This window comes from Rhizobium mongolense subsp. loessense, from assembly GCF_900099775.1.
In the GTDB taxonomy this organism is placed as follows: domain Bacteria; phylum Pseudomonadota; class Alphaproteobacteria; order Rhizobiales; family Rhizobiaceae; genus Rhizobium; species Rhizobium loessense.
Genome location: NZ_FMTM01000003.1, coordinates 397,891 through 423,245 on the forward strand (window position 1 = coordinate 397,891; position 25,355 = coordinate 423,245).

Genomic DNA, 25,355 nt, shown 5'->3' on the forward strand with positions numbered 1-25,355 from the left:
TTATTGCGAATGCAAACCATCGGCCAGGAGATGTCATGAACAATTTTCTCGCAAAGACGCTTGCTTCCATCAATGCCCTGATTGCAATCGTCATTCTGGCCTTCTTCACACTGTCCGGCGCAACCGCCGCCGCGGCTCAAGCCGGGTCCGGAATGTTCGTGATCGGAGCGATTTTCGGCGCGATCGCCGGCATCGTGGTTGCCGCCCTGGTCTGCGGAACGATCGCCTTTCTGACGCTGATAGAGCGCCACCTGAGTGTCATTGCCTCTGCGGCCAGGCAATCTCAGGGGCAATGAGCCTCAATCCTTGTTATGGAGGCTCCTGAGCGGCTTCTTGAGAATGCTCTCGCGGAGCGACATGCCGGGTTCGCGATGCGGGCTGGCAGCCGGGTCTTGAGAGAACACCGGCCGCTGGGACGTTGTTTCCTCGCGGCGCATCTCTCGCCGGAGAGCTTCCAGGCGGCTGTCCAAAGATGTCTGGGGCGGTGCGGTTTGCGGCTCGCGCGGCGCATGGCTGCGCGGCAGCATGTCCGGCCTGTAGGAATCGGTCGGCGCCAGCGGCGGCGCAGAGAAGGATGCCGGATAGGGAGCATCCTCCGACGGCTCTTCGTCGTCGAACAGCATGTCGCTCTGCGCGGCACTGTAGCTTTGCTGGAAAGACGAAATATCCGGCCCGCCGCTGACGGCGCGCATGCGCGTCACGATCTTGCGCAGATCGACCGTATCAGGATCCTCGTCGGAATGCTTGGCGGTCGCCCCGTTCGCCTTCGGCAGCAGATGCTGCTCGACGCGCGAAAAGCGCATGCGCATCGGGACGCTGATCGCCTCGCCGAAGGCGATCGCTTCACCGTTGCCGATCGAGGAAATGAAGCTCGTCGTGGAGATCGACGAATTCGGGATTGCCGAGCGGATGATGTCCTGGTCGCGATCGTTGGCAAGGCGCATGGCAAACAGCGTTGAGCACTGTGAGAGGATCGTCTGATCGAGTTCGCCCGGGCGCTGCGTGATGATGCCGAGCGAGACGCCGTATTTGCGCCCTTCCTTGGCGATGCGGGCGATGGCCTGGCGCGTCGGGATGAAGCCGAGGTTCGGATCGGCCGGAACATAGCGGTGCGCTTCTTCGCAGACGACGAGCATATGCACGGCGCCGTCGCTCCAGAGCCCGATTTCGAAGGCCATGCGGCACAGGACGGAGGCGACCGAATTCACCACTTCCGACGGGATACCGGAAAGCTGGAACGTGCAGATCGGCCGGTCGTCGCCGGGAATGCGGAATATCTGCGCCACGGTGTCCATGATCGTGTCGCTGATCGTGTTGTTGGAGAACATGAAATGGTAGCGCGGATCGTTGATCGCCGCGATGATGCGCATCTTCAATGAGCGCAGGAAGGGCTTCTCGGCGCGGCCTTCGAGACGGCCGATGCGCTCGTCGATAAGCGCCAGCAGGTCGGCCATGCGGTAGGGGACCGGCGTATCTGCGGTGATCGAACTCTTCTCGGTGGTGCGCCGGACGAGCGAATTGTCGCTGCCGCGAAAGGCGCGCTTGGCGTCCGGCATGATGTCGCGAAGCATGTCGAGTTCTTCGGGCACTGGCGCGCGGCCGCGGAAGACGACTTCTGCGAATTCTTCAAGCCGCATCAGCCAGAAGGGCAGGTCGAGCGTGTCGGTATCAATGACGATCGAATGCTTCGGGAAAGCGGCTGCGAACTCGTTGTGCGGATCGAGGATCAGGACGCGCAACTTCGGATCGGCTTTGATCGCCTTGTGCAAAAGCAGCGATACGGCCGTGGATTTGCCGACGCCCGTGGAACCGACGATCGCGAAATGCTTGGAAAGCATCGAGGGGATGTGGATCGCCGCATCGATGCTTTCGTCCTGGGTGAGGTTGCCGATGACCGCAGTCGTCCCGGTGCCTGCGTCGTAGATGCGCATCAGATCGGCGGCGCGGATGCGGTGCGCAATGGCGCCGAGATGGGGATAGCGTGAAATGCCGGTGGAGAACTCCTCGCGGCCGTCTTCCTCGACGCGGACTTCGCCGAGCAGTTCGGTCTCGATCCTGAAATAGTTGTCCTCGCCCTCGCCCCAGGCATGCGTGCCGGTGTTCATGGCGTAAACGAGGGCGACGACGCGGTTCCGGCCGACGCTGATCGAAATCAGGCGGCCGACGGACCAGAGTTCGGTGAGATCGGTGCCGCCGGCCTCTGCGACGGCGGCGATAGTCGCGCGTGAGCCGCTGCACGCGACGACGCGGCCGAGGAAGCGATTCCCGGGGGTTAAATTGTCGCGGCGATCCTGCTCGCTGGCATTGCCTGACGTTTGCAAGTCGTTGTTGAGCAACGGCCTACTCCCTGCGTTAGCAGGCGATCATATGACTTATCCTTTAACAAAACCCTTCGGGCCTCTTGTTTTTTAACGCGATAACCGGCGCTACATCTTTTAGCGCCCGCCGATTTTTTATTTCGGGGAGCGTTGACGCTGTGAAATTTTCTGTCTATCAATTGCGCCCATGAAAATAGCAGCAGCTCTTATTGTGGTGGGAAAGCGCATGGGCAGGATGGTGTAACCATCCGGCGACAGCCACCCATGCGCTAGTTGACAGGCTCCCTCTGGGGCCTTTTTTTATGCCTGAAATCCAGGCTCCGCACCGAAGACCTCAATTCCAGCAGCCAAAACGGAACAGAAAAAATGACGGGCACGGACAACCAGACACCAGACAATCGGATGACAGGAGCGGAGATCGTTCTGCGGGCGCTGAAGGACAACGGCGTCGAACATCTCTTCGGCTATCCGGGCGGTGCGGTGCTGCCGATCTATGACGAGATATTCCAGCAGGAGGAGATCAAGCATATCCTCGTCCGCCACGAGCAGGGCGCCGGCCATGCGGCCGAAGGCTATGCCCGATCGACCGGCAAGGTTGGTGTTATGCTGGTCACCTCCGGTCCGGGCGCAACCAATGCCGTCACGCCGCTGCAGGACGCGCTCATGGACTCCATTCCGCTGGTTTGCCTCACTGGCCAGGTACCGACCTCGCTCATCGGTTCCGATGCCTTCCAGGAATGCGATACCGTCGGCATCACGCGGCCCTGCACCAAGCACAACTGGCTGGTCAAGGACGTCAACGAGCTCGCTGCCATCATCCATGAAGCTTTCCGAATCGCGCAGTCCGGCCGCCCCGGCCCGGTCGTCGTCGATATTCCGAAGGACATCCAGTTCGCGACCGGCACCTATACGCCGCCGGCCGATCATGCGATCCAGAAGAGCTATCAGCCGAAACTCCAGGGCGATCTCAACCAGATTCATGCGGCAATCGAGCTGATGGCCAGTGCGCGCCGTCCCGTCATCTATTCCGGCGGCGGCGTCGTCAATTCCGGTCCGGAAGCCTGCAAGCTGCTGCGCGAGCTAGTCGAACTCACCGACTTCCCGATTACCTCGACGCTGATGGGGCTCGGCGCCTATCCGGCCTCCGGCAAGAACTGGCTGAAGATGCTCGGCATGCACGGTTCCTACGAGGCCAACATGGCGATGCACGATTGCGACGTCATGGTCTGCATTGGCGCCCGTTTCGACGACCGTATTACCGGCCGCATCAATGCCTTCTCGCCGAATTCCAAGAAGATCCACATCGACATCGACCCGTCCTCGATCAACAAGAATGTTCGCGTCGACATCCCGATCCGCGGCGATGTCGCCCACGTTCTGGAAGACATGGTCCGCCTGTGGCGTGCTCTGGCGAAGAGGCCGGAGAAGGGCCAGCTTTCCGACTGGTGGACGAATATCGCCCGCTGGCGTGCGCGCAACTCTTTCGCCTACACGAAGAGCAACGAGGTCATCATGCCGCAATATGCGCTTGAGCGGCTGTACGAATTGACAAAGGACCGCGATACCTACATCACGACCGAAGTCGGCCAGCATCAGATGTGGGCGGCGCAGTTCTTCGGTTTCGAACAGCCGAACCGCTGGATGACTTCAGGCGGCCTCGGCACGATGGGTTACGGCCTGCCGGCAGCGCTTGGCGTGCAGATCGCCCATCCTGATAGCCTCGTCATCGATATTGCCGGCGATGCTTCGATCCAGATGTGCATCCAGGAAATGTCGGCGGCGATCCAGCACGATGCGCCCATCAAGATCTTCATCATGAACAACCAGTACATGGGCATGGTGCGCCAGTGGCAGCAGTTGCTGCATGGCAACCGGCTATCCAATTCCTATACGGAGGCGATGCCGGATTTCGTGAAGCTGGCGGAAGCCTATGGCGCCGTCGGGCTGCGCTGCGAAAAGCCGGATGATCTCGACGGTACGATCCAGGAGATGATTGACGTGAAGAAGCCGGTCATCCTCGATTGCCGCGTTGCCAATCTCGCCAACTGCTTCCCGATGATCCCATCGGGCAAGGCCCATAACGAGATGCTGCTGCCGGACGAAGCCACGGACGAAGCGGTCGCCAATGCGATCGACGCCAAGGGCCGTCAGCTCGTTTGATACCGAAGGTGAGGAAGCCAAGACAATGAACGCACATCTACAGCCGACAGGCTCGGCCTACTTCATCTCGCCGGACACCGCAGCCGCCGAGAACCATACGCTCTCGATCCTCGTCGATAACGAGCCGGGCGTCCTTGCCCGCGTCATCGGCCTGTTCTCCGGCCGGGGCTACAACATCGAAAGCCTCACGGTCTCCGAAACCGAGCATCAGGCGCATCTGTCGCGCATTACCATCGTGACACGCGGCACGCCGCATGTGCTGGAGCAGATCAAGGCCCAGCTCGAGCGCATCGTGCCGGTGCACCGCGTCGTGGACTTGACGGTGCGCGCTCGCGAACTCGGGCAGGAGCGTCCGATCGAACGGGAAGTGGCGCTCGTCAAAGTGATCGGGACCGGCGAAACCCGGGCCGAGACGCTGCGCCTTGCCGATGCCTTCCACGCCAAGGTGGTCGACGCGACTGTCGAGCATTTCATTCTGGAGATCACCGGCAAGTCCTCGAAAATCGATCAGTTCGTGGCGATCATGAAGCCGCTCGGCTTGATCGAAGTCTGCCGCACTGGCATTGCCGCCATGAACCGCGGTCCGCAGGGAATGTGAACCGGCGTCTGGCAGCGCGCGGCAGCCTGAAGTCTCAGAGCATTTCGAGCGCCGATTTGCGGGTCGGCGGCGGGAAAGCGGCGTCGAGCGCCACCCAGTCCTCGTCGCTGATATCGAGCGAGACGCAATCGCGGTTTTCAGCGGCGCGGTCGGCATTCGACGTCTTCGGAATGGCGATCACGCCGTCGCGTTCGAGAAGGAAGGCGAGGGCGATCTGAGCCGGGGTTGCCTGATTGGCCTTGGCGATACGGATGAGCTCGGGATTGTGCAGGATGCGGCCCTGTTCGATCGGCGAATAGGCCATGACCGGGACACCGTGCTCCTGGCACCAGGGCAGAAGATCATATTCGATGCCGCGGCGCGCGAGATTGTAGAGAACCTGGTTGGCAGCGACGTGCCGGCCGCCCGGAACGGCAAGCAGTTCCTCGATGTCGCCGATATCGAAGTTCGAAACGCCCCAGGCGCCGATCTTCCCGGCGTCCTTCAGGTCCTCGAAGGCTTCGACCGTATCGGCCAGCGGATGCTCGCCCCGCCAATGCAGCAGGTAGAGGTCGATCTGGTCGATGCCGAGACGTGAAAGGCTCCGCTCGCAGGCTTCGATCGTGCCCCTGCGGCTGGCATTCCACGGATAGACCTTGGTGACGATGAACAGGCCGTCGCGCCGGCCCTTGATGGCGCGGCCGACGATGCGCTCGGAATCGCCTTCGCCGTACATTTCGGCCGTATCGATCAGCGTCATCCCAAGCTCTATGCCGGCTTTGAGACTTGCGATTTCGCGCTCGGCTTCCGACGCCCTTTCTCCCATGTTCCAGGTGCCCTGGCCGAGAGCGGGGACTTCGATGCCGTTCGGGAAAGTGATCGCGGGGATAGGGTCGTCTAGCATGGCCGAATCTTTCATTTTTCTTTCAAAGATTGCGCAGACGCGTCATCTTTCAAGCAATCCTGTCACCATGACAATGATTATCTGGCTTAGGAAACGCAGGCGGGTTAGCGGATTTCAATCGATAGAGATCGTCGTGGGTTGACGATCTACGGGAGGTTCCATGCCGCTGGATACGTTTCTGGCTCTCGTTCTCTTTGCCTTCACGACATCGATCACGCCGGGACCGAACAACATGATGCTCTTTGCATCCGGGGTGAATTTCGGCTTTCGCCGGACGATCCCGCATATGTTGGGCATCGGTGCCGGCTTTTTCTCACTGCTTCTCGGCGTCGGCCTTGGGCTCGGCGCGTTGCTGCATACGGTGCCGGCGCTTTACACGGCGCTGAAGTTTGCGGGCGGCATCTATCTCGTCTGGATCGCGTGGAAGATCGCGACGTCGCGGGCGCTGAGCGGAGGCAATGACAGCGTCAAGCCAATGTCATTCTTTGCTGCCGCCGCCTTCCAGTGGGTCAATCCAAAGGCTTGGGTCATGGCGGTAACGGCCATGGCGACCTACACAAATCCGGACCTCTATCTCGCCAGCGTACTGATCGTCGGCCTTGCCTTTGCCGCGGTCAACATTCCAAGCATTTCGACCTGGGCCGGCTTCGGTTCCGCCTTGCGCGAATGGCTGTCCGACACGGTACGGCTCAAATGGTTCAACGTCACCATGGCGGTGCTCTTGGTGCTGAGCCTCTGGCCGATGTTAAAATAGAGAAACGCGGAGGGCGACCTGCCGCAGAAGCGCTTAGATGCCGAACCCGCCGATGCCGCCAGACTGAACGATGATCGTCGGGTCGGTAAAGTTGCGGAAGCCCAAGAGCGGAATGTCGCAACGGCGGTCAAACTTGCCGACCGGCGCGGTGCGCTGACAGTTCTCCGCGGATTTATAGGGATGCCCGGGGATCTGATACTCGCCCTTTTTCAGATCGCGATAGTCGTCCGCGCTTGCCCAGGAAGCGAATACAGCGCCGAGCGCTGCTGCGGGAAGAGTGATCCTGTTCATCGCAATACCTTTCCCCTACTTGCGAGATGACGGAGAATATCACGCAAACCGGATTGGACCTCGGGTGCAATGGGATTAGCCCTTGGGACGCTGGCTAACTTGACCGATGCTAAAATAGGGTGATCGAAGGTTTGCTGACCATCAGCCAGAGGATGCCGATCACTGCCAAGAAGGCCGGAACCCCGCAGGCGAACCAGATGTGGTAGAGCGTGAAATACTCCGGCGGCAGCGGTTCGCCAGCAGTGGCGGCTGCGCGTGCAAGATCGCGGAGCCTGACCTGTATCCAGACGACCGGCAGCCAGAAAAGGCCGGTAACGACGTAGAGGATGAGCGAGAGGGCGATCCAGCCTTCGCCGAGCGGCCAGCCGATGATGGTGGCAAGCAGATAACCTGTCACTGGTTGGAGAATGACAGCCGTTGCGGTGAAAATCGTGTCGGCGATCACAACGGTTCCCGCGACATGCGCAATCAGCTCCGGCGCTTGCGTCCTGTGCGCCATTGCCATGAAAAAAGCGATCCCTGCACCGGTCCCAAAGAGCAAGGTCGCGCCGATCACGTGGGCAAGCAGTAGAAATTCTGCAAGCATCAGCGTTCATCCAGGATGGCAAGGGTAACGAGCGTCAGCAGAAGCGACGGCAGGACCTTGACGAGAGGTCCCAGTGGATCGTGCCAGAGTGAAGGTTCGAGCAGGGTTGCGCCTGCGAGATAGGCGAAGGAGACGGCGAGCATGGCGAGAAGGACTTTGCGGGCGATCGGCCGGAAAAGGAGTGCGGCACCGAGCGCGATGTCGACGGCGCACATGAAAAGCGTGAGCGCCATTGCAGCGGCGGGCGGCATGAATGGTAAAAGATGCTGACTTGCCGCTTGTGGCGACAGAAGCGGAATGATGCCGGACAGCAACCAGTACAGAGCGAGGCCGACGGCCATCAGCGGCTTCAGCAGATAGAGGCGCGCCGACCACAGATCCTGAATGCCCGACGGGTTGGCTGCCAGCGTGGCCGCGACTGAGCCGCTGCGGATGGCTGGAACCGTTCCATTGCTTGTGACGCCCTTGGACATGATGGCCATGGCGGTCGAACGCAAGGGCGAACGCCAGCCGAGGCGCCCGGCAATATCGGCGAGCCAAGTCACGGGTTTTACCAGCGCTGCCGGGATGGGGATGATGGGAGCGGGCGGAAGGCCTAGCCATTGGCGATGCAGTTTCACGAGTTCGGAGAGCATGAGCGTCTCGCTGGATGCGAGTGCAATATCTTTTCCGCTGGCAATTTCGCCGCAGACTGCTGCGCTGACGGCTGCAGCGACATCTTTGATATCGATCGTCTCAACCGGGCTTTGGGAATGGATAAGCGGCAACGCAAAAGGCATTGATGCGAGCGCCCGCAAGAGCGCTGAGCCGCCATGGGAATTGCGGCCGACAACGAGTGCCGGACGCAAAATGACGTAAGGTAAACCACTTGACGCAAGGGCGTCGTCGGCGCGGCGTTTTGTGGCGAGGAACGGCAGATGGGCAACTGGAGCATCCGTGTTTGCTGATATCTGGACGACGAGGCGGACGTCCGACGTTTTGGCCGCGATATAGAGCGCCAGCATCGCATCTGCCTGCGATGCGGCAAGGTCGTCGGAGAAGCCGTCCTGCAAGGCGCCTGCGCAATTGACGACCACATGCTGGTCTTTCAGTGTCTCTTGCCAATCGGCAGCTGTGGTCATGTGAGCGAGATCGGCACGCAGCCAGCGGACATCGGGCCATTTGATTCGAGCCCGGACGGGAGTGCGGCCCAGGCCGCTCACGGCATGGCCATCGGCCACCAGACGGGCGGCGACGGCGGAGCCGATGAAACCTGTCGCGCCGAGAATCAGAATGTTCATACGGCCGAGATTATCGAAAAACCGCATGGCGCATAGATTAGCTTGGCGGGCTGCATTCAAGCGCCTAAGATAATATTCTATGCGCGGAGGGCCTCGTCTTGCACGATCATCCTGATCATGATCACCATCATCATCACGACAACCGCTATTCGGACATGCAGGCGCGGGTGAAGGCGCTGGAGACGGTGTTGACGGAGAAGGGGCTGATCGATCCGGCGGCGATCGATGCGATCGTCGAGACCTATGAGACGAAGATCGGCCCGCGCAACGGCGCCCATGTCGTGGCAAAGGCCTGGAGCGATCCGGCATTCGCCGAATGGCTGAAAAGCGATGCGACGGCGGCAATTGCGAGCCTCGGCTATACCGGGCGACAGGGCGAGCACATGCGTGCCGTCTTCAATACGCCCAAGACCCATAACCTCGTCGTCTGCACGCTTTGCTCCTGCTACCTGGTCGGTGCTCGGCCTGCCACCGGTCTGGTACAAGGCGCCGGCCTATCGCTCGCGGGCGGTGATCGATCCGCGCGGCGTGCTTGCCGAATTCGGCGTGACGCTGCCCGCGGAAAAGAAAATCCGCGTCTGGGATTCGACGGCCGAGCTGCGCTATCTCGTCATTCCCGAGCGCCCCGAGGGAACGGAAGGTTTGAGTGAGCAGCAACTTGCCAGTCTCGTCAGCCGCGATGCGATGATCGGGACGGCAATTGCGTCTGCTCCGGGAGCAGCCGCATGAACGGACCGCACGATCTTGGTGGACAGATGGGGTTCGGGCCGGTCGCGCCTGAAAAAGGCGAGCCGTATTTCCATGCAGAGTGGGAGAAGCGTGCGCTTGGACTGACGCTATCGTGTGGTGCCTTCGGTGCCTGGACGATCGACGAGAGCCGGCATGCGCGCGAGAATATTCCGCCAGCTGATTATCTCTCCGCAAGCTATTACGAAATCTGGATGCGAGCGCTGGAAGTGCTGCTCGATCGGCACGGATTCGCGACGGCTGCGGAGATCGATGTCGGCCACAAGCAAACGGCCGGAGCAGTGCCAAAACGGGTTCTGAAGGCGGATATGGTTGCGAACGTTCTGGCGCGTGGCGGCGCCTGCGATCGTCCGGTGGAAACGGCTGCTCGCTTTGCCGTCGGCGAGAAGGTCCGGACAAAGAATTTCAATCCGGAAACGCATACCAGGCTGCCGCGCTACGCACGTGCCAAGAACGGCGTGGTTGAGGCGGTGCAGGGGTCCTTCGTGTTCCCGGACGACAATGCGCATGGCAAGGGCGAGAACCCACAATGGGTCTATACCGTCGTTTTCGATGGCAGGGAAATCTGGGGCGAGGGCGCCGATCCATCGCTGACGGTTTCCATCGATGCCTGGGAGGGCTACCTTGAGCCTTTATGAAATGGCATCGCCGCTGACGCGATCGCCCCAACTGCCGAAATCCGCCGATGGCGAGCCGGTCTTTCCCGAGCCCTGGGCGGCTGCAGCTTTTGCAATGACCGTGCACCTCCACGAACGCGGTCTCTTCACATGGAGCGAGTGGGCGGAGACGCTTTCGGCCGAACTGCACAAGCCGGGCCGGGCGGTCGATGGCAGCGACTACTTCGACTGCTGGGTCGCTGCGCTATCCTTGCTCCTTGTCACCAAAGGCATCGCCGATGCCGGCGCCATCCTTTCGCTGCAGGAGAGCTGGCAGCGTGCGGCGGAAGCCACGCCGCACGGAAAGTCGATCGAGCTTTCCAACGATCCGCTGCGCTGATCGTCACGACGGGAACTGCTTGTAGCATTCCTCGGCCACCTGCCGCAGCATATCGCGCGAAATCTCGCCGGTGACGGCATAGCCGAGCTCGCCGTCAATCCAATAGAATGTCTCGACATCGCCGGCGGAGGTGAAACGGAAGCTCGTCGTCCGGTTTGCCTTGTTGCGGCCGATGAGTGCGGTCAGGCGCTCGCCAGCCTGATTCTCGTACATGAACATTGCGCCCGGCTTTCCATCCACCGGCAGCAGCCGTCCGCCGACGAGCCGGAAGCCAAGGGACTGTAGATCCGGCACCTTCAGGTTCGGAATAGAAAGCCGCTTGCCGAGCCAGGTCGCCAGATGCGCTTCCTCATTGGCAAAGACTTCAACAGGATGGCGGACCTCGCCTACATAGACCAGGAAGGCATTCTGCGCCTCCGCCGGCAGTGTCTCGGAAGCGGCAAGCTGCAGTTCGGGTTTCTGGACGAGCGGAGGGCCGTAATGGCCGGCAAGGGCGCCAAGCGCGAAGAGAGCGACGGCGGCTGCGGCAATGGCCGAACGTCTCGGCCAAACGGAAGCGCTATTTTCCGGCTCGACCAGCAGGATGTCGCTTTCCTTGGATTTTTCGTAAGGCGCGAACATTGAACCGATCGCAGCATTCTGCGCCTGCCATGCCGTCACCTTGGCAGCGTCCTCGGGATTGTCCTGCAGCCAAGCCTCGACACGGGCGCGGGCGCTTTCGGGCAGTTGCCCGTCGGCATAGGCGTGGAGGTCCGCTTCGGGCACCGTCGAGTTGGTCTCGTTCATTTTGGTCTCCGAAGCGTAATCACATTGTCGGCCTTCATTCGGTCTCCAAGCCGCTGGCGCGCGCGCGACAGGCGCGACATGACGGTGCCGACCGGTATGTCGAGCGCGGCGGCTACCTCGCTGTAGGTATAGCCTTCGATGACAACGAGCATCAGCACGGCGCGGCCTTCCTCCGACAGGCTGTTCAGCGCGTCTTCCAGCCGCAAGCGCTCTAAGGGATCGGCGGTCGTCTCGGACGAGGGCAGGTCTTCGGCGCTGTCAAGCTCGACCATCATGCTGGGCGGGCTCTGGCGGCGGGTGTTGCGGTAGAGATTGGTCATGATAGTCAGCGCCCAGCCGCGCAGGTTCAGGCCACGCCACTGCGAACGGCGGGCAAGTACTTTCTCGACACAGTCCTGCAGCAGATCCTCGCCGTCGGCGTCGGAGCGGGTGAGGCTTCGCGAATAGCGCCGGAGCGAGGGAAGGAGGGCCAGGATCTGGCCCTCGAATGTTTCGGGTGTGGGTGTCTTCACGCCGGTCCACTCAGGGTTTGGCAAGGTCCCAGTTGCCTCCCACGCCATCGCCGGTGATATCGCCCTTCTTGGTATCCTTCACCCAGAAATAGAGCGGCATGCCGTCCTTGGCCCATTGCTTCGTGCCGTCCTTGCGGTCGATGATCGAATATGCACCATCGGCCTTCGCATCGCCAGCGGCCATCAGCGGCGGCCAGTTCTTGGCGCATTGGTCGTAGCAATTGGAAACGCCCTTCGTGTCCTTCTTGAAGGTATAGAGCGTCATGCCGTTTTCGCCGGCGAGCACCTTGCCCTTGGCGGATTCGACGGTCATGACCGGCGCTGCCGCGAATGCAGCCGTTGCCGCAGCAGATGCGACGGCGAAAGCGATCACGATTTTTACGGATTTCATGTGGGTCTCCTCACGTTAGGCAGCTTTTTTGCTTACCGGAGGTAAGACACCGGGAGCAGCGATTTTATTCCATGCGGTGTGAGAGATTTTTTGAATGTATGCCGCGTTTGGTGCCGTGCCGGGGTTGATTCTGCTTGAACCACAAACACTCGTCACTTAGGTTACCGGCCATCGTTCGTTTCAACAGGATATGTGCAGCAATGGATTTCAACCCGATCGCAACGCCAATTCGCCTTGCCACCGGGGAACCCTATGTCCATGCCTGCAATCATCACACTCTCCAATCTGTCGTGGTCCACGCCTGACGGCCGGCCGCTTTTCTCAAGTCTCGATCTAAGCTTCGGCGCGGACCGAACGGGTCTGGTCGGCCGCAACGGCGTTGGCAAGACCATGCTTCTCAAGCTGATCTCCGGCGAACTCCAGCCTCAGTCCGGGACGATTGCATTAGGCGGCCGCCTGGGCGTGCTGCGCCAAAGCGTCCAGGTGGAAGCCGAAGAAACGGTTGGTGATCTCTTCGGCGTGACCGAGGCGCTCGCCGTCCTTCGGCGTGCCGAGGCGGGCGAGGCGACGGCTGATGAGCTTGCATCGGCCGATTGGATGCTGGAATCCCGGATTGCTTCGGCTCTCGATCGCGCGGGGATCCACGCTGAGCCCGAAACGCGTCTTGTGGCACTGTCGGGTGGAGAACGCACGCGGGCAGGGCTTGCCGCGCTGATCTTCGCCGAGTCCGATTTTCTCATCTTGGACGAGCCGACCAACAATCTCGACCGCGATGGCCGCCAGTCCGTCATCGACCTCATTGCAAACTGGCGGACGGGGGCAATCGTCGTCAGCCATGACCGGGAATTGCTCGAAACCATAGACGCCATCGTCGAACTGACTTCGCTTGGGGCCACGCGTTACGGCGGCAACTGGAGCCAGTATCAGGAGCGCAAGGCTTTAGAATTGGCCGCCGCGCGTCATGATCTCGCCGATGCCGAGAGGCGTGTGGCCGAGGTTGCCCGAAGCGCCCAAGCAACGGCCGAACGGCAAGCTCGCAGGGATCGTATCGGCCGGAAGAAAGCTGCCAGAGGCGACATGCCGCGTATCGTCGCCGGCGGCTTGAAGGAGCGCAGCGAAGCAGCAGGCGGCGATAACGCCCGGCTTGCTGAACGCCGGCGTACCAAGGCGCTCAAAGACGCAGGCGCCGTGCGCGAGAAAATCGAAATCCTGCAGCCCCTTTCGGTGACGCTTCCGCCGGCCGGACTGCCTGCCAACAAGGTCGTCCTGAAGATGGATTCGGTGACGGCGGGCTATCTGCCTTCCAAGCCGGTCCTGAGCGATCTTTCCTTCGGCATCGTTGGACCGGAGCGCGTCGCCGTCACCGGCCGGAACGGTTCGGGCAAGACGACATTGCTGGCGCTTGTCACCGCGCAGTTGAAGCCCTGGACCGGGACGGTCTCAGTCATGACCAAGTTCGCAATGCTCGATCAGCAGGTGAGTCTTCTCGATCCGTCGATTTCGATCCGCGACAACTTCCTGCGGATAAACCCGCGGGCGGTCGAAAATGCCTGTCGGGCGGCGCTCGCCCGGTTCATGTTCAGGGCCGATGCGGCGCTCCTGACTGTATCGACGCTCAGCGGCGGCCAGCTTTTGCGGGCCGGTCTGGCATGCGTTCTGGGCGGACCGGAACCGCCTTCGCTCCTGATCCTGGACGAGCCGACGAATCATCTGGATATCGATTCGATTGCCGCGGTCGAGAGCGGATTGCGTGCCTATGACGGCGCGCTGCTGGTCGTCAGTCACGACGAAGTCTTCCTGGAAGGCATTGGGATTACGCGCAGGCTGGAGTTGCCTACGGGCCGTTTACCAGCTTGAGGATGAGCTGCTGTATGTTGCCGCCTTGGCCCATTTCGACCTTGTCGAAGTCGCGGCCTTGCTGGCGCTGGTAGCCGGAGAGTTCGCCGAGGCGTTTTGTCAGCACGACGCGGATCTTGCTGCAGTCCGGGTCTTCAGCGGCGGTGAGGCCGAGGCTGTAGGCTTCAATCGCCTTGACCATATGCTTTATGGTTTCCCCGTGCCAGCGCTCGTGGGTCTCGACGCCAGTAATGAAGCTGTCCCAGCTTGCCTTGGTTGCAGGTGGCAGCGGTGTCGCAGGCTTAGGTAGAGTGTAAGTGATGATCAGTTTCGGACGCGCCACCGTCAGCCTGCAGGACCTGTCCGCCTGCGGCTCGTATTTCCTGGTCCAGGTGAGTTTGAAGGTCGTGTGCGCGATGACGCGCCCGATGCCAGCCTCCGGGCCGTGTTCGCCGATCGAGGCGTAGAGCTCTGCGCCGGATTTGCCAGTGATTGTATAGGGCTTGACCTGTTCGACGGCCTGCCATTGCGCGTGGGCGCCAGCAGGTATCGGCAGGGCCGCCATCATCAGGCAGAATTGAATGCTTCTTCTCACGTGAATCCCTCAAGCAATGGGGCGACACTAAAGGGCGCAAAAGCTGGGTTCAAGCAGCTGAAAGCAGGCAACCGCGCGGCGGCGACCTGCGGGCGCACTTTTCCACCTTGCTTCGCGGCCGCGAATCCTGCCAAGTCGCTCCCATGCAATTTGCTCCGCAACAGGACGAAGCCCTGAAGGCCGTCTCGAAATGGCTGAAGGAGGGCCGGTCGCCGCTCTTCCGTCTGTTCGGCTATGCCGGAACGGGCAAGACGACGCTTGCCAAGCATTTTGCGGAGAACGTCGATGGCGACGTGTTGTTTGCCGCCTTCACCGGCAAGGCGGCGCAGGTGTTGCGCTCGCGCGGTGCCAGCAATGCCAAGACCATCCATTCGCTGATCTACCGCCCGCGTGGGGAAGAGGCTGTCGAGGACGAGGAAACCGGCAAGACCTCGATGACGCCGATGTTCACCATCAACCGGCAGAGCCCGGTCGCCAAGGCGGCACTGATCATCGTCGACGAATGCTCGATGGTCGACGAGGCGCTTGGAAAGGACCTGATGAGCTTCGGCACGCCGATCCTGGTGCTCGGCGATCCCGGCCAGCTGCCGCCGGTTTCGGGCGGCGGCTTCTTTACCAATCAGGAGCCGGATTACCTGCTGACGGACATTCACCGCCAGGCGCGCGACAATCCGATCATCAAGCTTGCGATGCAGGTGCGCGAAGGCAACGAGATCATCTATGGCGACTACGGCACCGCCCAGGTGATCTCCAAGAACGAAGTCAACCAGGCCTTGGTGCTCGATGCCGATCAGGTGCTTGTCGGCACCAACCGCACGCGGCGGCGCTATAACCAGCGCCTGCGCGAGTTGAAGGGCTTCACGGCGGATTATCCGCAGACGGGCGACAAGCTCGTCTGCCTGCGCAACGACCCCGCCAAGGGGCTGCTCAACGGTTCGCTCTGGCAGGTGATGACGTCATCGAAGGAGACGACGAAGCCCGGCATCAACCTGCTCGTGCGGCCGGAAGACGACGACATGGATCGCGGCGCGGCCAAGATCAAGCTGCTGAAGCAGGTTTTCGAGGATGTCGAAGGCGAAATTCCGTGGAATACGCGCAAGCGCTACGACGAATTCGATTACGGCTATGCGCTAACCGTGCACAAGGCGCAAGGCTCGCAGTGGAACAATGTCGTGCTTTTCGACGAAAGCTGGGCCTTCCGCGATACGCGCGAACGCTGGCTTTACACGGCGATCACCCGCGCGGCGGAGACGCTGACGATCGTGCGGTGAAGCTGCGGAAACGTTGGCGGCCCTTGCGGGAACGTCATACCTTGACGATGCCGAGAAGCACTGCCTTGGTGATCGCCTGGAAGCGGTTGTTTGCCCTGAACTTCAGGATGATGTCAGCTTCGAGCGCCTGTGCTTCGTCATGCTTCAGGTCAAGCGCGCGGGCGATGCGCTGTGTCGAGAAGCCTTCGGCCATCAACGAGAGGCAGCGCAGTTCCTCATCCGAAAGCGCGGATTGATCTTCGTTGTCGTTCAGCGGCGGTATCTCGCTGCTGGCGTCGGGGTCGAGCAGATCGCTGACCTGCTGCAGCTGACGGTGCAGCGTCGACATTTCCGCCGTCAGCTCGCGCTTGCGCACGGCGAGCGCCTCCTGGAAGGTTGCCTCTGCTTCCTCCTGCGAGGAGGCACGGCGCAATTCTTCCATCAGCTCCTGGATGACCGCGATCGGCATCCCGGTCTCGCGGCAGACGTTGATGACAGCCATGCGCATCACGTCGTCCTCGCCGTAAACGCGCATCAGGCCGATACGGTTGGCTGACAGCAGTCCTTTTTCTTCGTAGAAATGCAGCGTCCTGTGCGTGACCCCGAATGCGTTCGCCATCTCGGCGATAGGCACCGGTCCCTCGGGCAAATCCGGCGGCAGTGCGGCAGATGGCAGGAACCGGTATCTGGACCGGCGCTCCGAAGCTTTACCGGCGGCGGCACGTTTGGTACCGTCTGGCATGAACCCTCCTGGGGCAAAAGTTGCACCTCATGCGGTTTTGCCAGTTGCTTCGAAGGCGCTGCGGAGTGGTGTTTCCTCGAGGCGTTCTTGTCGTCGGGAAGAAGCAGTACGCGGCGTACTTACTCGATACTTATTCTCACGTTATGCGTGAACGGGCATTTTTGTAAGTGCTAAAAATAATCGCTTTTAAATAGGATAGCAACGCAGCGTCCGAAAACTTGATATTCCACGTAAAGGTTGGCCGGCGAGAGTGCCCGCGGCGGCTGAATTTCTTGCGGCGAAACGGGAAATACTCCTGCGATACGCCCTTTCCGACCATGCGGGCGTCCATCACAGATTTGCATGCAGCCATATGCGAATCTCGTTGGCGTCGCCGGGCCCCTTGGCATAAAAAGCAGCTCACGCTTATCGCACTGAATGGATCATCGACATGCCGACGACGCTTTCCGTCAATCTCAACGCCATCGCCATGCTGCGCAACAGGCGCGATCTGCCCTGGCCGAGCGTCGAGGCGCTGGGGCGCATCGCCTTGCAGTCAGGGGCGAGCGGGCTGACCGTCCATCCGCGGCCGGACCAGCGGCACGTACGCTTCTCCGACCTGCCGGTGATCCGCAATCTGATCGACGACGAGTTTCCGGAGGCCGAGTTCAATATCGAGGGCTATCCGACGGAGGAATTCCTCGATCTCTGTAGAGGTGCCGCACCCGAGCAGGTGACCCTCGTGCCTGATGATCCATCGCAGGCGACCTCCGACCATGGTTGGGATTTCCGCAAGCACCAGGTTTTTCTCACGGATGTCGTCGCAAAACTGAAGAAGATGGGAACCCGGGTTTCGCTGTTTGCCGACGGCGACGGCGATGCCGAGGCGGTGAAGATCGCCAAGGCGACGGGGGCGGACCGGATCGAGCTTTATACCGGCCCTTACGGCGGCTGCTACGATGCGCCGGAGCGGGCGGGCCCCATTCTCGAAGCGCTCGGCAAGACGGCGGACGCAGCACTCGCAATCGACCTCGGCGTCAATGCCGGCCACGACCTGACGGTCGCCAACCTGCCGCCGCTTGTGAAGCGCATCCCCAAGCTTGCGGAAGTTTCGATCGGTCACGGCCTGACGGCGGATGCACTGGAATACGGCATGGCGGAAACCGTGCGGCGGTTCTGCCGGGCGTGCGGGCAGAAGATTTGAGGGGCAGCGCTTCTACTTTCGCAGGCCAGGGGCGCGCAATGAGGCCCCAGAGGGTTTCGACGCCTCATCTCCCTAATCTCTGCCCTCGGGTTAAACCCGAGGATTGTCACAGAAATCCAGCCACCGGCGCGCCGGGGAGTGAATCATTTACCTTGAAAGGGAGCCCCTGCGACCAACGACTTGGGCGCGCTGGATACCTGTGACGGTCCATGAATGAGAAATGGGAGGGAAGGGCAAGGCAGCGGCGCCCTGTTTGCCGCTCCCTTGCCTGCGATTGAAGTGCCGGGAGATTCCGCCTTGCTCTCCCCATCAACTGACTTGATGAAGGCAGAAATCGACGCTTAGGTCAGCAGAGCCGCTTTGTTTGCAACGAAGAAGTCCTCGAGCTTCTGCGTCTGCTTGCCGGTCAGCGCCCTGAAGTCGTCTGTGAGGAGGTCGAAGTGGCCGGCGCGGATGTTGGCGTCAGCTGAAACCAGCATGTCGGCGACGAAATCGGGAAGGCCTGCGCCGCGCATGCCCTGGCCGAGCTGCTCATCGCTGACTTTGACGGCCCGCAAAGGCTTTCCGACAGCAGTGGCGATGCCGGCGGCGATCTCGTCGGCGGTCAGCGATTGGCTGCCCGTCAGCGTGTAGGTCGCACTCTCGCCCGTTCCGGAGGCGAGGGCGGCGGCTATTGCCAATGCGCAGTCTTCGCGGGAGATATTGGAAACCTTGCCGTCGCCGCTTGCCGTGTACCAGCTGCCGGACTGCAGGTTATGCGGCATGCCATGGAGATAGTTGTCGAAATACCAGGCGTTGCGGATGATCGTGTAGGGAATGCCGGAAGCCTTGATGGCGTTCTCGGTGCCGAGGTGGTCCGGCGCGAAAGTGACGAGCGACTTGTCCGGCGAAGGCATCGAGGTATAGGCGATGTGCTTCACGCCGGCTTTCGCCGCAGCCTCCACGGCGGCCCTGTGCTGCGTCAGACGCTGGCCGGGGACGGCGAGCGCGTCGGTGCTGATAATCAGCAGGCGATCGACGTCCTTGAAAGCGGCGTCGAGGCTTGCCGTATCGTCGAAATCGGCCTTGCGGATGGCTACGCCCGTGGCGGCGAGCGACGCGAGTTTTGCCGGGTCGCGGGTGGCGGCGATGATGCTTCGTGCCGGAAGCTTGTAGGTTTCGAGCAGGTGATGAATGACGCGCCGGCCAAGCTGGCCGGCCGCGCCGGTGACGAGAATCGTTTCGCTCATAGGTCTTCCTCTATGGTGGTCTCAAAAAGAGAGCAGCTCTAAAATAGGAATTGACTTCGAGCTGTAAAGGAGGCAGTTTTTCCGCTCTACGTTACCAAAAGGGAACCATCCCATTATGAGCGCTGTCGTCAATCTGAAGAGCAAGCCGGCCCCCGGCATCCGCCGGGAGATCGATCTCGGAAGTCTCGATTTCAGCAATTGTCCTGTCCGGGACATGATGCAGCAGATCGGCGGCAAGTGGTCGACGCTGCTTTTGGAAGCGCTCGCCGCGCGGCCCTACCGCTTCGGCGAGCTGCGGCGGAAGATACCGGATATCTCGCAGAGGATGCTGACGCAGACCCTGCGCGACCTGCAGCGCGAAGGCTATATCGAGCGGGAGGTGTTTCCGACGAAGCCGCCGAGCGTCGAATACCGGGTCACCGAACTCGGACGCTCGCTTTACGCCACGCTGGCGCTGCTATTGAACTGGGCAGAAGCAAATCATGACGCCGTTCGCGACGCGCGTGCCCGCTTCGATACCGCTGAAGGTTGAGGCGCGGCTTACTCGCCGCGCTCCTCGGTGAGGAAGAGCAGGAAGGCGAAAGCCGGAAAGCAGAAGCCGATCCAGGCTGTCATCGTCCATCCACCGGCCGAATAAGCCCAGCCGCCGAGCGCGGAGCCGAGAGCGCCGCCGGCGAAGAAGGTCGCCATGTAGAGACCGTTCAGACGGCTGCGATGGTCGGCGCTGATCGCATAGATCGCGCGCTGGCCGCAGACCAGGTTGGTCGTCACGCCGAAATCCAGAAGGACCGCTGCTGCCGTCAAAAGGATGAGCGCGGTCAGTGAGCCGTCGGCTGCGAAATGGCCGATGACGAAGGCCACCATGCCGAGCAGCATCGCAAAGGCCGAAGCGACCTGCGTCAGCCCACGATCGGCCAGGCGTCCGGCAATCGGCGAGGCGACGGCACCGGCAGCGCCGGCAAGCGCGAAGAGCGCGATACCGTTCTGGCTCAGGCCGAAGGCCGGGCTTGCAAGCAGAAGCGGCGTCGTCGTCCAGAACAGGCTGAAGGCACCGAACATGCCGGCCTGATAGAGCGCGCGCCGCTGCAGGATGCGGGAGGTCATTGCAAGGTGCAGCATCGAGGCAAGCAGCGCGCCGTAGCCGACCTTCGTGTGGGGGACTCGAACCGGCAGATTTGCGCGCAGGATGAGGACCAGCCCGACCATGACGACCGCGGTGATGTAATAGACCATGTGCCACGACGAGGCTTCGGCGATGAAGCTCGCAAACGGGCGGGCCAGCATGATGCCGCAGAGAAGGCCGCTCATGACGTTGCCAACGACACGGCCGCGCCTCGCATCCGGCGCCATATGGGCGGCGAAAGGCACCAGAACCTGCACCGCGACCGAAGAGAGGCCGATGCAGAGCGAGGCCAGCAGGAACAGAGCGGGCGTTGAGGAGAGTGCTGCGCCGATGAGCGCGACTGCCGATACCAGGATCAGCATCAGCACGAGGCGGCGGTTTTCGAGCAGGTCGCCGAGCGGCACGATGAGGAGCAGCCCAAGACCGTAGCCGATCTGCGTCAGCGTCACGATCAGGCCCGTGGCTGCCGGCGTGAAGCCGAGATCGGAACTGATCGGGCCGGCCAGCGGCTGGCCGTAATAGAGATTGGCGGCGACGAGGCCGCAGGCGGCCGCGAAAAGGAATGTCATCAAAGGCGAGATCGCCCGCGGTATAGCGGTCTCGTTCGTTGCAGTTGAAATGCTCATGAAAAACTCCGCTATGCTGATCTGGAGGAGGATCGGTCTTGAAGTCGTTCTGCGCCACCCGCTTGTTGTGGGCAAAGCGCTGTCAGTCGAGAAGTTTCATGGCGGCGTCCGCCACGGCGGTCATGTCGTCCTCGCGGCGGCCGGTCTTGCCGGCGACGCGCATGCCCTTCGTGAGGCAGAGCAGGGCGCGGGCGGCCGTGACAGCTTCCAGCGTTTTCGGGATCGAGCCGTCAGACTGGCCGAGCCGGATGAGGTCCAGCAGCAAGTCCTCGTTGGCGGCAAAAGCAGCGGCGACGCGCTCTGCGGCTTCCTCGTCGAAGATCGCAAGCTCGTTGGCGCTGCCGACGACGAGGCAGCCGCGACGGCCGATGTCGCCGTGCGATGACGCAGCATAAAAGCGCAGGATTTCACGGATTTTGTCGCGGCCGGTCTCGACCCCGTCCAGGCGCTCATCAAGCAGGCCGCGGCGCACGGCGCGGTACCGATCAAAGGCGGCAAGAAAGATGCCGCGCTTGTCCTTGAAGGCCTTGTAGACGCTGCCGGAGGTAAGCTCCATCGCGTCCGTCAGTTCGCTGATCGAGGCTGCATGGTAGCCGCGCTCGGAAAAGACGCAGAGCGCCTTGTCGAGCGCTGTGTCCATGTCGAATTCGCGTGGCCTGCCGCGGGATCGGCTTTTGTCATCGAGGGTTGCCGTCGTCATGGCTCACCTAATTAGGAAATGATCGTTTCCAAATCAAGCGAAACTTTTGCGACAGGACAAGATCAAAGGTCGAGAACCCAGGTCTGGCCGTTTTCCTCTGGCCCGAACATGCGGTGTCTTTCTTCGGAGACAAGACGGAAACCGGCTTTGACATAGATGCTGCGTGCAGCGTGCAGAACGTCGTTGGTCCAGAGCGATATCTGGCGGTAACCTTTCGCCCGGGCGAAGCGAATGCACTCGCCGACCAGCGTCTTGCCGAGACCAAGACCGCGCGCGGCCACGTCGACAAAGAGGAGGCGGAGCTTGGCAACGCCGTCGCCGCCGTTCGTCACAAGGATAGACCCCACGTTGATGCCATTGCGCTCGGCGATCCAGCAATATTCCATCGCCGGATCGAAGCTCGCCAGGAACTTGCCGGCGACCTCGGCCACCAGGCCCTCGAAGCGCATGTCCCAGCCATATTCCTCGGCATAGGCCTTGCCCTGGCTCTGCACGATCCAGCCGATATCGCCGGGTCTATGTGCGCGGATGACCGGGGGGGACGGTTTGACGCCGGGGTCGAGCAGCGAGCGGATGGTCTGCATCGCGTTTACGACGCTTTGCGGCTCGCCAAGCGCAAGCGCATCGAAACGTTCGGCGATCTGCACATTCGAGCGCCGGCCGAGTTCCTGGAATTGTTCGCCTCCCTTGCCGGTGACCGTGATGATCTGGCTGCGCAAGTCGGCGGGATCGGCCTTCGTCTCGATGAGACCCTCGCTGCGGAAGCGCTTCAGAATGCGGCTGAGATAGGCGGGATCGAGATGCAGGTCTCGGACGAGCGCGACGGCGCTGATCCCGTCGTGCGAGCCAATCTCGAAGAGCACCCGTGCGTCCGTCAGGGTGAAAGGCGAGTCGAGATAGGCCTTGTTCAGCACGCCGAGGAAGTTGGTGTAAAAGCGATTGAAGTCGCGGGCGGCATCGATAAGAGAGGAATCTGGCATGGACAAAATCTCCTGGTAGGAGACTTTGTCCTGCAATTAATTGACTCAGTCAAGTAAACTACAGGCTATGCAGCCTCTGTTTCCTCGCTCCGTTCCTTGCCGATTGAAAAATCAACGGCCGCCTTTGCATGGATCGCCGTGGTGTCGAAGCCGGGCAGAGGCAGCTTGTCGGGGTCAAGGATGAGGCAGATCTCGGTGCAGCCGAGAATGATGCTGTCGGCGCCTTTGGCGCGTTCACGTTCGATGATTTCCATCAGCTTCGTCCGCGAACTGTCGAGCACCTTTCCGGCGCAAAGCTCGTTGAAGATGATGTCGTGGACGATGGTGCGGTCGGCTGCATCCGGGACCGTCACGTTGACGCCCAGGCCTTTCATGCGGTCCGCGTAAAAGCCATGCTCCATCGTGTAGCGCGTTGCAAGCAGCAGCGGACGCTTGCGGCCGGCTGCCTTGAGCGACTTCGCCGTCTCGTCGATGATATGGATCAGCGGAACCGAGAGGCGCGATGCCACCTGCTCGGCGATCAGGTGCATGGTATTGGTGCAGATGAGAACGCAGCGGACGCCGGCGGTCTGCAGGCGAAGCGCTGCATCGCCGAGGCGTGCTGCAGCGCCGTTCCAGTCGCCGGCCTTCTGCATGGCGACGATCTCTTCGAAATTGACGGAGTGCATGACGAGTTCGGCAGATGCGAGACCGCCAAGGCGTTCGCGCACCATCTCGTTCACCAGACGATAATAGACCGCCGAGCTTTCAAAGCTCATGCCGCCGATCATGCCGATTGTCTGCATTTCCACGCTCCTGCTTTCTGATTTGCGAAGCCTAAAGGATGCCTCAGTCGCTGCGCCGAATGTTTGCATTCTTTGACGTTGATTGCAGTAATGAGCTATGAGTTTGCTCAAAATTCCAGTAATGTGCAAAAAATCGGCGTCAGTTAAAGAGATGGCAATGCTTGATGATCGCGATAGAAAGATTCTCGACCTTCTCCAGGCCGATGCCGGCATTTCCGTCACCGATCTCGCCGAGCGCGTCGCGCTTTCGGTTTCGGCCTGTTCACGCCGCATCCAGCGGCTTGAGGAAAGCGGCCACATCGCCCGACGCATCGTCGTGCTCGACCGCGAAAAGATGGGCGTGCCGACCACGGTCTTTGCGCTGATCAAGACGGCGCATCATTCCGACGAATGGATCGAGACGTTCCGCAGGGCGATCAGCGGCGTTCCGGAGATCGTCGAGGCCCATCGGCTGACTGGCAATCAGGATTACATTCTGAAGATCGTGCTGCCGCGTGTCGAACATTACGACGTCATCTACAAGCAGATCGTCCGCAAGATCGAGCTGTTCGACGTCTCGGCCTCGATTTCCATGGAGATATTGAAAAGCGGCAGCGCGATCCCGGTCGGCTATGCCGATTAAGATCGCACAGCAGCTATGCCGAACCGACCGTTGAAACCTGCCTGCAAAGGGCTGACATTTGCGTCAGCAAAACAGCGAAAAGGCTATGTCATGAGCGATCATCGGGTCGTCGTTGTCGGCGGCGGTTTCGGCGGGCTACAAGTCGTCAACGGCCTCAAGGGTACGGGGGCAAGGATCACACTGGTCGACCGTCGCAACCACCATCTCTTCCAGCCGCTGCTCTATCAGGTCGCGACGACGATCCTATCGACATCGGAAATCGCCTGGCCCATCCGTCATCTCTACAGCGACAGGCCGGATGTTACGACGCTGCTCGGCGAAGTTACCGGCGTCGACACCGCGGCAAAGCAGGTGACGTTACGCGGCGGATTGACGTTAGGTTATGATACGCTCGTTCTGGCCACCGGCGCAACGCATGCCTATTTCGGGCGCGACGAGTGGGCGGCCGTCGCACCAGGGCTGAAAACGCTGGAGGACGCCACGACGATCCGCCGGCGCGTGCTGCTCGCCTTCGAGCGTGCGGAGACAGAAACCGATCCGGTCGCGCGTGATGCGCTTCTCACCTTCGCAATCGTCGGCGCAGGACCGACCGGAGTCGAACTTGCGGGCATCATCGCCGAGCTGGCGCGCAAGACGCTGCCGCGGGAATTCCGCAACATCGATACGCGCAAGGCGAAGGTCGTGCTGATCGAGGCGGGGCCGCGGGTGCTTTCAAGCTTCGCCGAGGAGCTTTCGGCCTATGCGCAGCAGGCGCTCGAAAAGCTCGGCGTCGAGGTTCATCTGGGCGAATTCGTAACGGACTGCACGGCCGCCGGCGTGAAGGTCGGCGAGAAGTTCATTCCCAGCAAGACGGTCGTCTGGGCGGCTGGCGTTGAGGCCTCGCCTGCGGCAAAGTGGCTAGATATTCCAGCCGATCGGGCAGGGCGGGCAATTGTCGAAAAAGACCTGAGCGCACCCGGATTTCCGGATGTCTTCGTCATCGGCGATACGGCTTCCGTCGTTCAGGACAACGGCAAGCCAGTGCCCGGGATCGCGCCTGCCGCCAAGCAGCAGGGCGCTTACGTCGCAAAGGTCATCCGCGCGCGCCTGCAGACAAAGCCGGCGCCAGGACCTTTCCACTACTGGCATCAGGGAAGCCTTGCGACGATCGGTAAAAGCGCTGCCATCATCGATTTCGGCAAGATCAAGCTGAAGGGGTGGATCGCCTGGTGGATATGGGGCATTGCCCATATCTACTTCCTGATCGGGACGCGCTCGCGCTTTGCCGTTGCCTGGAGCTGGCTGTGGATCTATCTCAGCGGTCAGCACAGCGCGCGGCTGATCACCCAGAAGGAAACCATGCGAGAAGAGAATTAGGGCAAAGGCGGCTCGGGTGAGCCGCC

The 25,355-nt window shown here is 61.3% G+C and carries 27 protein-coding genes and 1 pseudogene; 13 read left to right on the forward strand and 15 right to left on the reverse strand.

Annotated features, from left to right (window positions below; genetic code table 11):
* The first annotated feature begins 35 nt into the window (after window positions 1-35).
* Window positions 36-296 carry a hypothetical protein gene (locus tag BLP23_RS13130; RefSeq protein ID WP_092585277.1) on the forward strand — a complete coding sequence of 87 codons (261 nt, stop codon included), beginning with the start codon at window positions 36-38 and terminating at the stop codon, window positions 294-296.
* A 3-nt stretch (window positions 297-299) separates the two neighbouring features.
* On the opposite strand, the gene BLP23_RS13135 is transcribed toward BLP23_RS13130, so the two are convergent.
* A complete protein-coding gene (locus tag BLP23_RS13135; RefSeq protein WP_092585278.1) occupies window positions 300-2,336 on the reverse strand; it encodes an ATP-binding protein in 2,037 nt (678 codons plus the stop codon).
* Between the two features lie 348 nt (window positions 2,337-2,684).
* Between BLP23_RS13135 and BLP23_RS13140 the strand changes: the two genes are divergently transcribed.
* Window positions 2,685-4,478, forward strand: coding sequence for an acetolactate synthase 3 large subunit (locus BLP23_RS13140; protein ID WP_092585279.1), 1,794 nt, complete (start codon window positions 2,685-2,687; stop codon window positions 4,476-4,478).
* Window positions 4,479-4,503: 25 nt separating this feature from the next.
* Window positions 4,504-5,076 carry an acetolactate synthase small subunit gene (ilvN, locus tag BLP23_RS13145; RefSeq protein WP_092585572.1) on the forward strand — a complete coding sequence of 191 codons (573 nt, stop codon included), beginning with the start codon at window positions 4,504-4,506 and terminating at the stop codon, window positions 5,074-5,076.
* 34 nt (window positions 5,077-5,110) lie between these two features.
* On the opposite strand, the gene BLP23_RS13150 is transcribed toward ilvN, so the two are convergent.
* Complete coding sequence (locus tag BLP23_RS13150) at window positions 5,111-5,959, reverse strand: aldo/keto reductase (protein WP_092585573.1); 849 nt, start codon at window positions 5,957-5,959, stop codon at window positions 5,111-5,113.
* 160 nt (window positions 5,960-6,119) lie between these two features.
* Between BLP23_RS13150 and BLP23_RS13155 the strand changes: the two genes are divergently transcribed.
* A complete protein-coding gene (locus BLP23_RS13155; protein WP_092585280.1) occupies window positions 6,120-6,713 on the forward strand; it encodes a LysE family translocator in 594 nt (197 codons plus the stop codon).
* A 33-nt stretch (window positions 6,714-6,746) separates the two neighbouring features.
* Here BLP23_RS13155 and BLP23_RS13160 read toward each other — a convergent pair whose 3' ends face one another.
* From BLP23_RS13160 to BLP23_RS13170, 3 genes are all read right to left on the reverse strand, one after another.
* Window positions 6,747-7,004, reverse strand: coding sequence for a hypothetical protein (locus BLP23_RS13160; protein ID WP_233426691.1), 258 nt, complete (start codon window positions 7,002-7,004; stop codon window positions 6,747-6,749).
* Between the two features lie 109 nt (window positions 7,005-7,113).
* Window positions 7,114-7,590 (reverse strand): DUF2269 family protein, encoded by a 477-nt coding sequence (locus BLP23_RS13165; RefSeq protein WP_092585281.1) that lies wholly within the window; start codon window positions 7,588-7,590, stop codon window positions 7,114-7,116.
* A complete protein-coding gene (locus BLP23_RS13170) occupies window positions 7,590-8,870 on the reverse strand; it encodes an SDR family oxidoreductase (protein WP_092585574.1) in 1,281 nt (426 codons plus the stop codon). Before BLP23_RS13170 ends, BLP23_RS13165 begins: the two co-directional genes overlap by 1 nt.
* A 155-nt stretch (window positions 8,871-9,025) precedes the next feature.
* Between BLP23_RS13170 and nthA the strand changes: the two are divergent.
* The 3 genes and pseudogenes from nthA (at window position 9,026) to BLP23_RS13185 (ending at window position 10,613) form a co-directional block, all read left to right on the forward strand.
* A pseudogene (gene nthA / locus BLP23_RS13175) lies at window positions 9,026-9,599 on the forward strand (nitrile hydratase subunit alpha).
* On the forward strand, window positions 9,596-10,255 hold the full coding sequence (gene nthB / locus BLP23_RS13180; RefSeq protein ID WP_092585282.1) for a nitrile hydratase subunit beta: 660 nt from the start codon (window positions 9,596-9,598) through the stop codon (window positions 10,253-10,255). Before nthA ends, nthB begins: the two are co-directional and overlap by 4 nt.
* A gap of 1 nt (window position 10,256) precedes the next feature.
* On the forward strand, window positions 10,257-10,613 hold the full coding sequence (locus tag BLP23_RS13185; protein WP_092585283.1) for a nitrile hydratase accessory protein: 357 nt from the start codon (window positions 10,257-10,259) through the stop codon (window positions 10,611-10,613).
* A 3-nt stretch (window positions 10,614-10,616) separates the two neighbouring features.
* On the opposite strand, the gene BLP23_RS13190 is transcribed toward BLP23_RS13185, so the two are convergent.
* From BLP23_RS13190 to BLP23_RS13200, 3 genes are read right to left on the reverse strand one after another with little or no spacing between them, the layout of a single operon-like run.
* The gene (locus BLP23_RS13190; protein ID WP_092585284.1) at window positions 10,617-11,399 is read right to left on the reverse strand and encodes an anti-sigma factor family protein; all 783 of its coding nucleotides are present in this window, start codon (window positions 11,397-11,399) and stop codon (window positions 10,617-10,619) included.
* Entirely contained in the window at window positions 11,396-11,911 is a 516-nt protein-coding gene (locus tag BLP23_RS13195; RefSeq protein WP_092585285.1) for an RNA polymerase sigma factor, read from the reverse strand. The genes BLP23_RS13190 and BLP23_RS13195 overlap by 4 nt, the downstream gene beginning before the upstream one ends.
* Before the next feature lie 10 nt (window positions 11,912-11,921).
* Window positions 11,922-12,302, reverse strand: coding sequence for a COG4315 family predicted lipoprotein (locus BLP23_RS13200; protein WP_092585286.1), 381 nt, complete (start codon window positions 12,300-12,302; stop codon window positions 11,922-11,924).
* 258 nt (window positions 12,303-12,560) lie between these two features.
* Between BLP23_RS13200 and BLP23_RS13205 the strand changes: the two genes are divergently transcribed.
* Window positions 12,561-14,159 carry an ABC-F family ATP-binding cassette domain-containing protein gene (locus tag BLP23_RS13205; protein WP_092585575.1) on the forward strand — a complete coding sequence of 533 codons (1,599 nt, stop codon included), beginning with the start codon at window positions 12,561-12,563 and terminating at the stop codon, window positions 14,157-14,159.
* Here the strand turns inward: BLP23_RS13205 and BLP23_RS13210 are convergent.
* Window positions 14,137-14,706, reverse strand: coding sequence for a DUF922 domain-containing Zn-dependent protease (locus BLP23_RS13210; RefSeq protein WP_233426701.1), 570 nt, complete (start codon window positions 14,704-14,706; stop codon window positions 14,137-14,139). The two genes, BLP23_RS13205 and BLP23_RS13210, sit on opposite strands and share 23 nt — an antisense overlap.
* A 170-nt stretch (window positions 14,707-14,876) precedes the next feature.
* Here BLP23_RS13210 and BLP23_RS13215 point away from each other — a divergent pair, with 170 nt between their 5' ends.
* The gene (locus tag BLP23_RS13215) at window positions 14,877-16,004 is read left to right on the forward strand and encodes an ATP-dependent DNA helicase (RefSeq protein ID WP_092585287.1); all 1,128 of its coding nucleotides are present in this window, start codon (window positions 14,877-14,879) and stop codon (window positions 16,002-16,004) included.
* A gap of 34 nt (window positions 16,005-16,038) precedes the next feature.
* Here BLP23_RS13215 and BLP23_RS13220 read toward each other — a convergent pair whose 3' ends face one another.
* On the reverse strand, window positions 16,039-16,725 hold the full coding sequence (locus BLP23_RS13220; RefSeq protein WP_092585288.1) for a MerR family transcriptional regulator: 687 nt from the start codon (window positions 16,723-16,725) through the stop codon (window positions 16,039-16,041).
* 430 nt (window positions 16,726-17,155) lie between these two features.
* Between BLP23_RS13220 and BLP23_RS13225 the strand changes: the two genes are divergently transcribed.
* Complete coding sequence (locus tag BLP23_RS13225) at window positions 17,156-17,908, forward strand: pyridoxine 5'-phosphate synthase (RefSeq protein ID WP_092585289.1); 753 nt, start codon at window positions 17,156-17,158, stop codon at window positions 17,906-17,908.
* 341 nt (window positions 17,909-18,249) lie between these two features.
* Here the strand turns inward: BLP23_RS13225 and BLP23_RS13230 are convergent, their stop codons facing one another.
* Window positions 18,250-19,137, reverse strand: coding sequence for an SDR family oxidoreductase (locus tag BLP23_RS13230; RefSeq protein ID WP_092585290.1), 888 nt, complete (start codon window positions 19,135-19,137; stop codon window positions 18,250-18,252).
* Window positions 19,138-19,249: 112 nt separating this feature from the next.
* Between BLP23_RS13230 and BLP23_RS13235 the strand changes: the two genes are divergently transcribed.
* Complete coding sequence (locus BLP23_RS13235) at window positions 19,250-19,669, forward strand: winged helix-turn-helix transcriptional regulator (RefSeq protein WP_092585291.1); 420 nt, start codon at window positions 19,250-19,252, stop codon at window positions 19,667-19,669.
* An 8-nt stretch (window positions 19,670-19,677) separates the two neighbouring features.
* On the opposite strand, the gene BLP23_RS13240 is transcribed toward BLP23_RS13235, so the two are convergent.
* From BLP23_RS13240 to BLP23_RS13255, 4 genes are all read right to left on the reverse strand, one after another.
* Window positions 19,678-20,886, reverse strand: a complete 1,209-nt coding sequence (locus BLP23_RS13240) for an MFS transporter (RefSeq protein ID WP_092585292.1) — start codon at window positions 20,884-20,886, stop codon at window positions 19,678-19,680.
* Window positions 20,887-20,968: 82 nt separating this feature from the next.
* Entirely contained in the window at window positions 20,969-21,586 is a 618-nt protein-coding gene (locus BLP23_RS13245) for a TetR/AcrR family transcriptional regulator (RefSeq protein WP_092585293.1), read from the reverse strand.
* Between the two features lie 62 nt (window positions 21,587-21,648).
* Window positions 21,649-22,566, reverse strand: coding sequence for a bifunctional helix-turn-helix transcriptional regulator/GNAT family N-acetyltransferase (locus BLP23_RS13250; RefSeq protein ID WP_092585294.1), 918 nt, complete (start codon window positions 22,564-22,566; stop codon window positions 21,649-21,651).
* 65 nt (window positions 22,567-22,631) lie between these two features.
* Window positions 22,632-23,351, reverse strand: coding sequence for an aspartate/glutamate racemase family protein (locus tag BLP23_RS13255; RefSeq protein WP_092585295.1), 720 nt, complete (start codon window positions 23,349-23,351; stop codon window positions 22,632-22,634).
* Between the two features lie 157 nt (window positions 23,352-23,508).
* Between BLP23_RS13255 and BLP23_RS13260 the strand changes: the two genes are divergently transcribed.
* The gene (locus BLP23_RS13260; protein ID WP_092585577.1) at window positions 23,509-23,973 is read left to right on the forward strand and encodes an Lrp/AsnC family transcriptional regulator; all 465 of its coding nucleotides are present in this window, start codon (window positions 23,509-23,511) and stop codon (window positions 23,971-23,973) included.
* 90 nt (window positions 23,974-24,063) lie between these two features.
* Complete coding sequence (locus BLP23_RS13265; RefSeq protein ID WP_092585296.1) at window positions 24,064-25,329, forward strand: NAD(P)/FAD-dependent oxidoreductase; 1,266 nt, start codon at window positions 24,064-24,066, stop codon at window positions 25,327-25,329.
* Window positions 25,330-25,355: the final 26 nt, after the last annotated feature.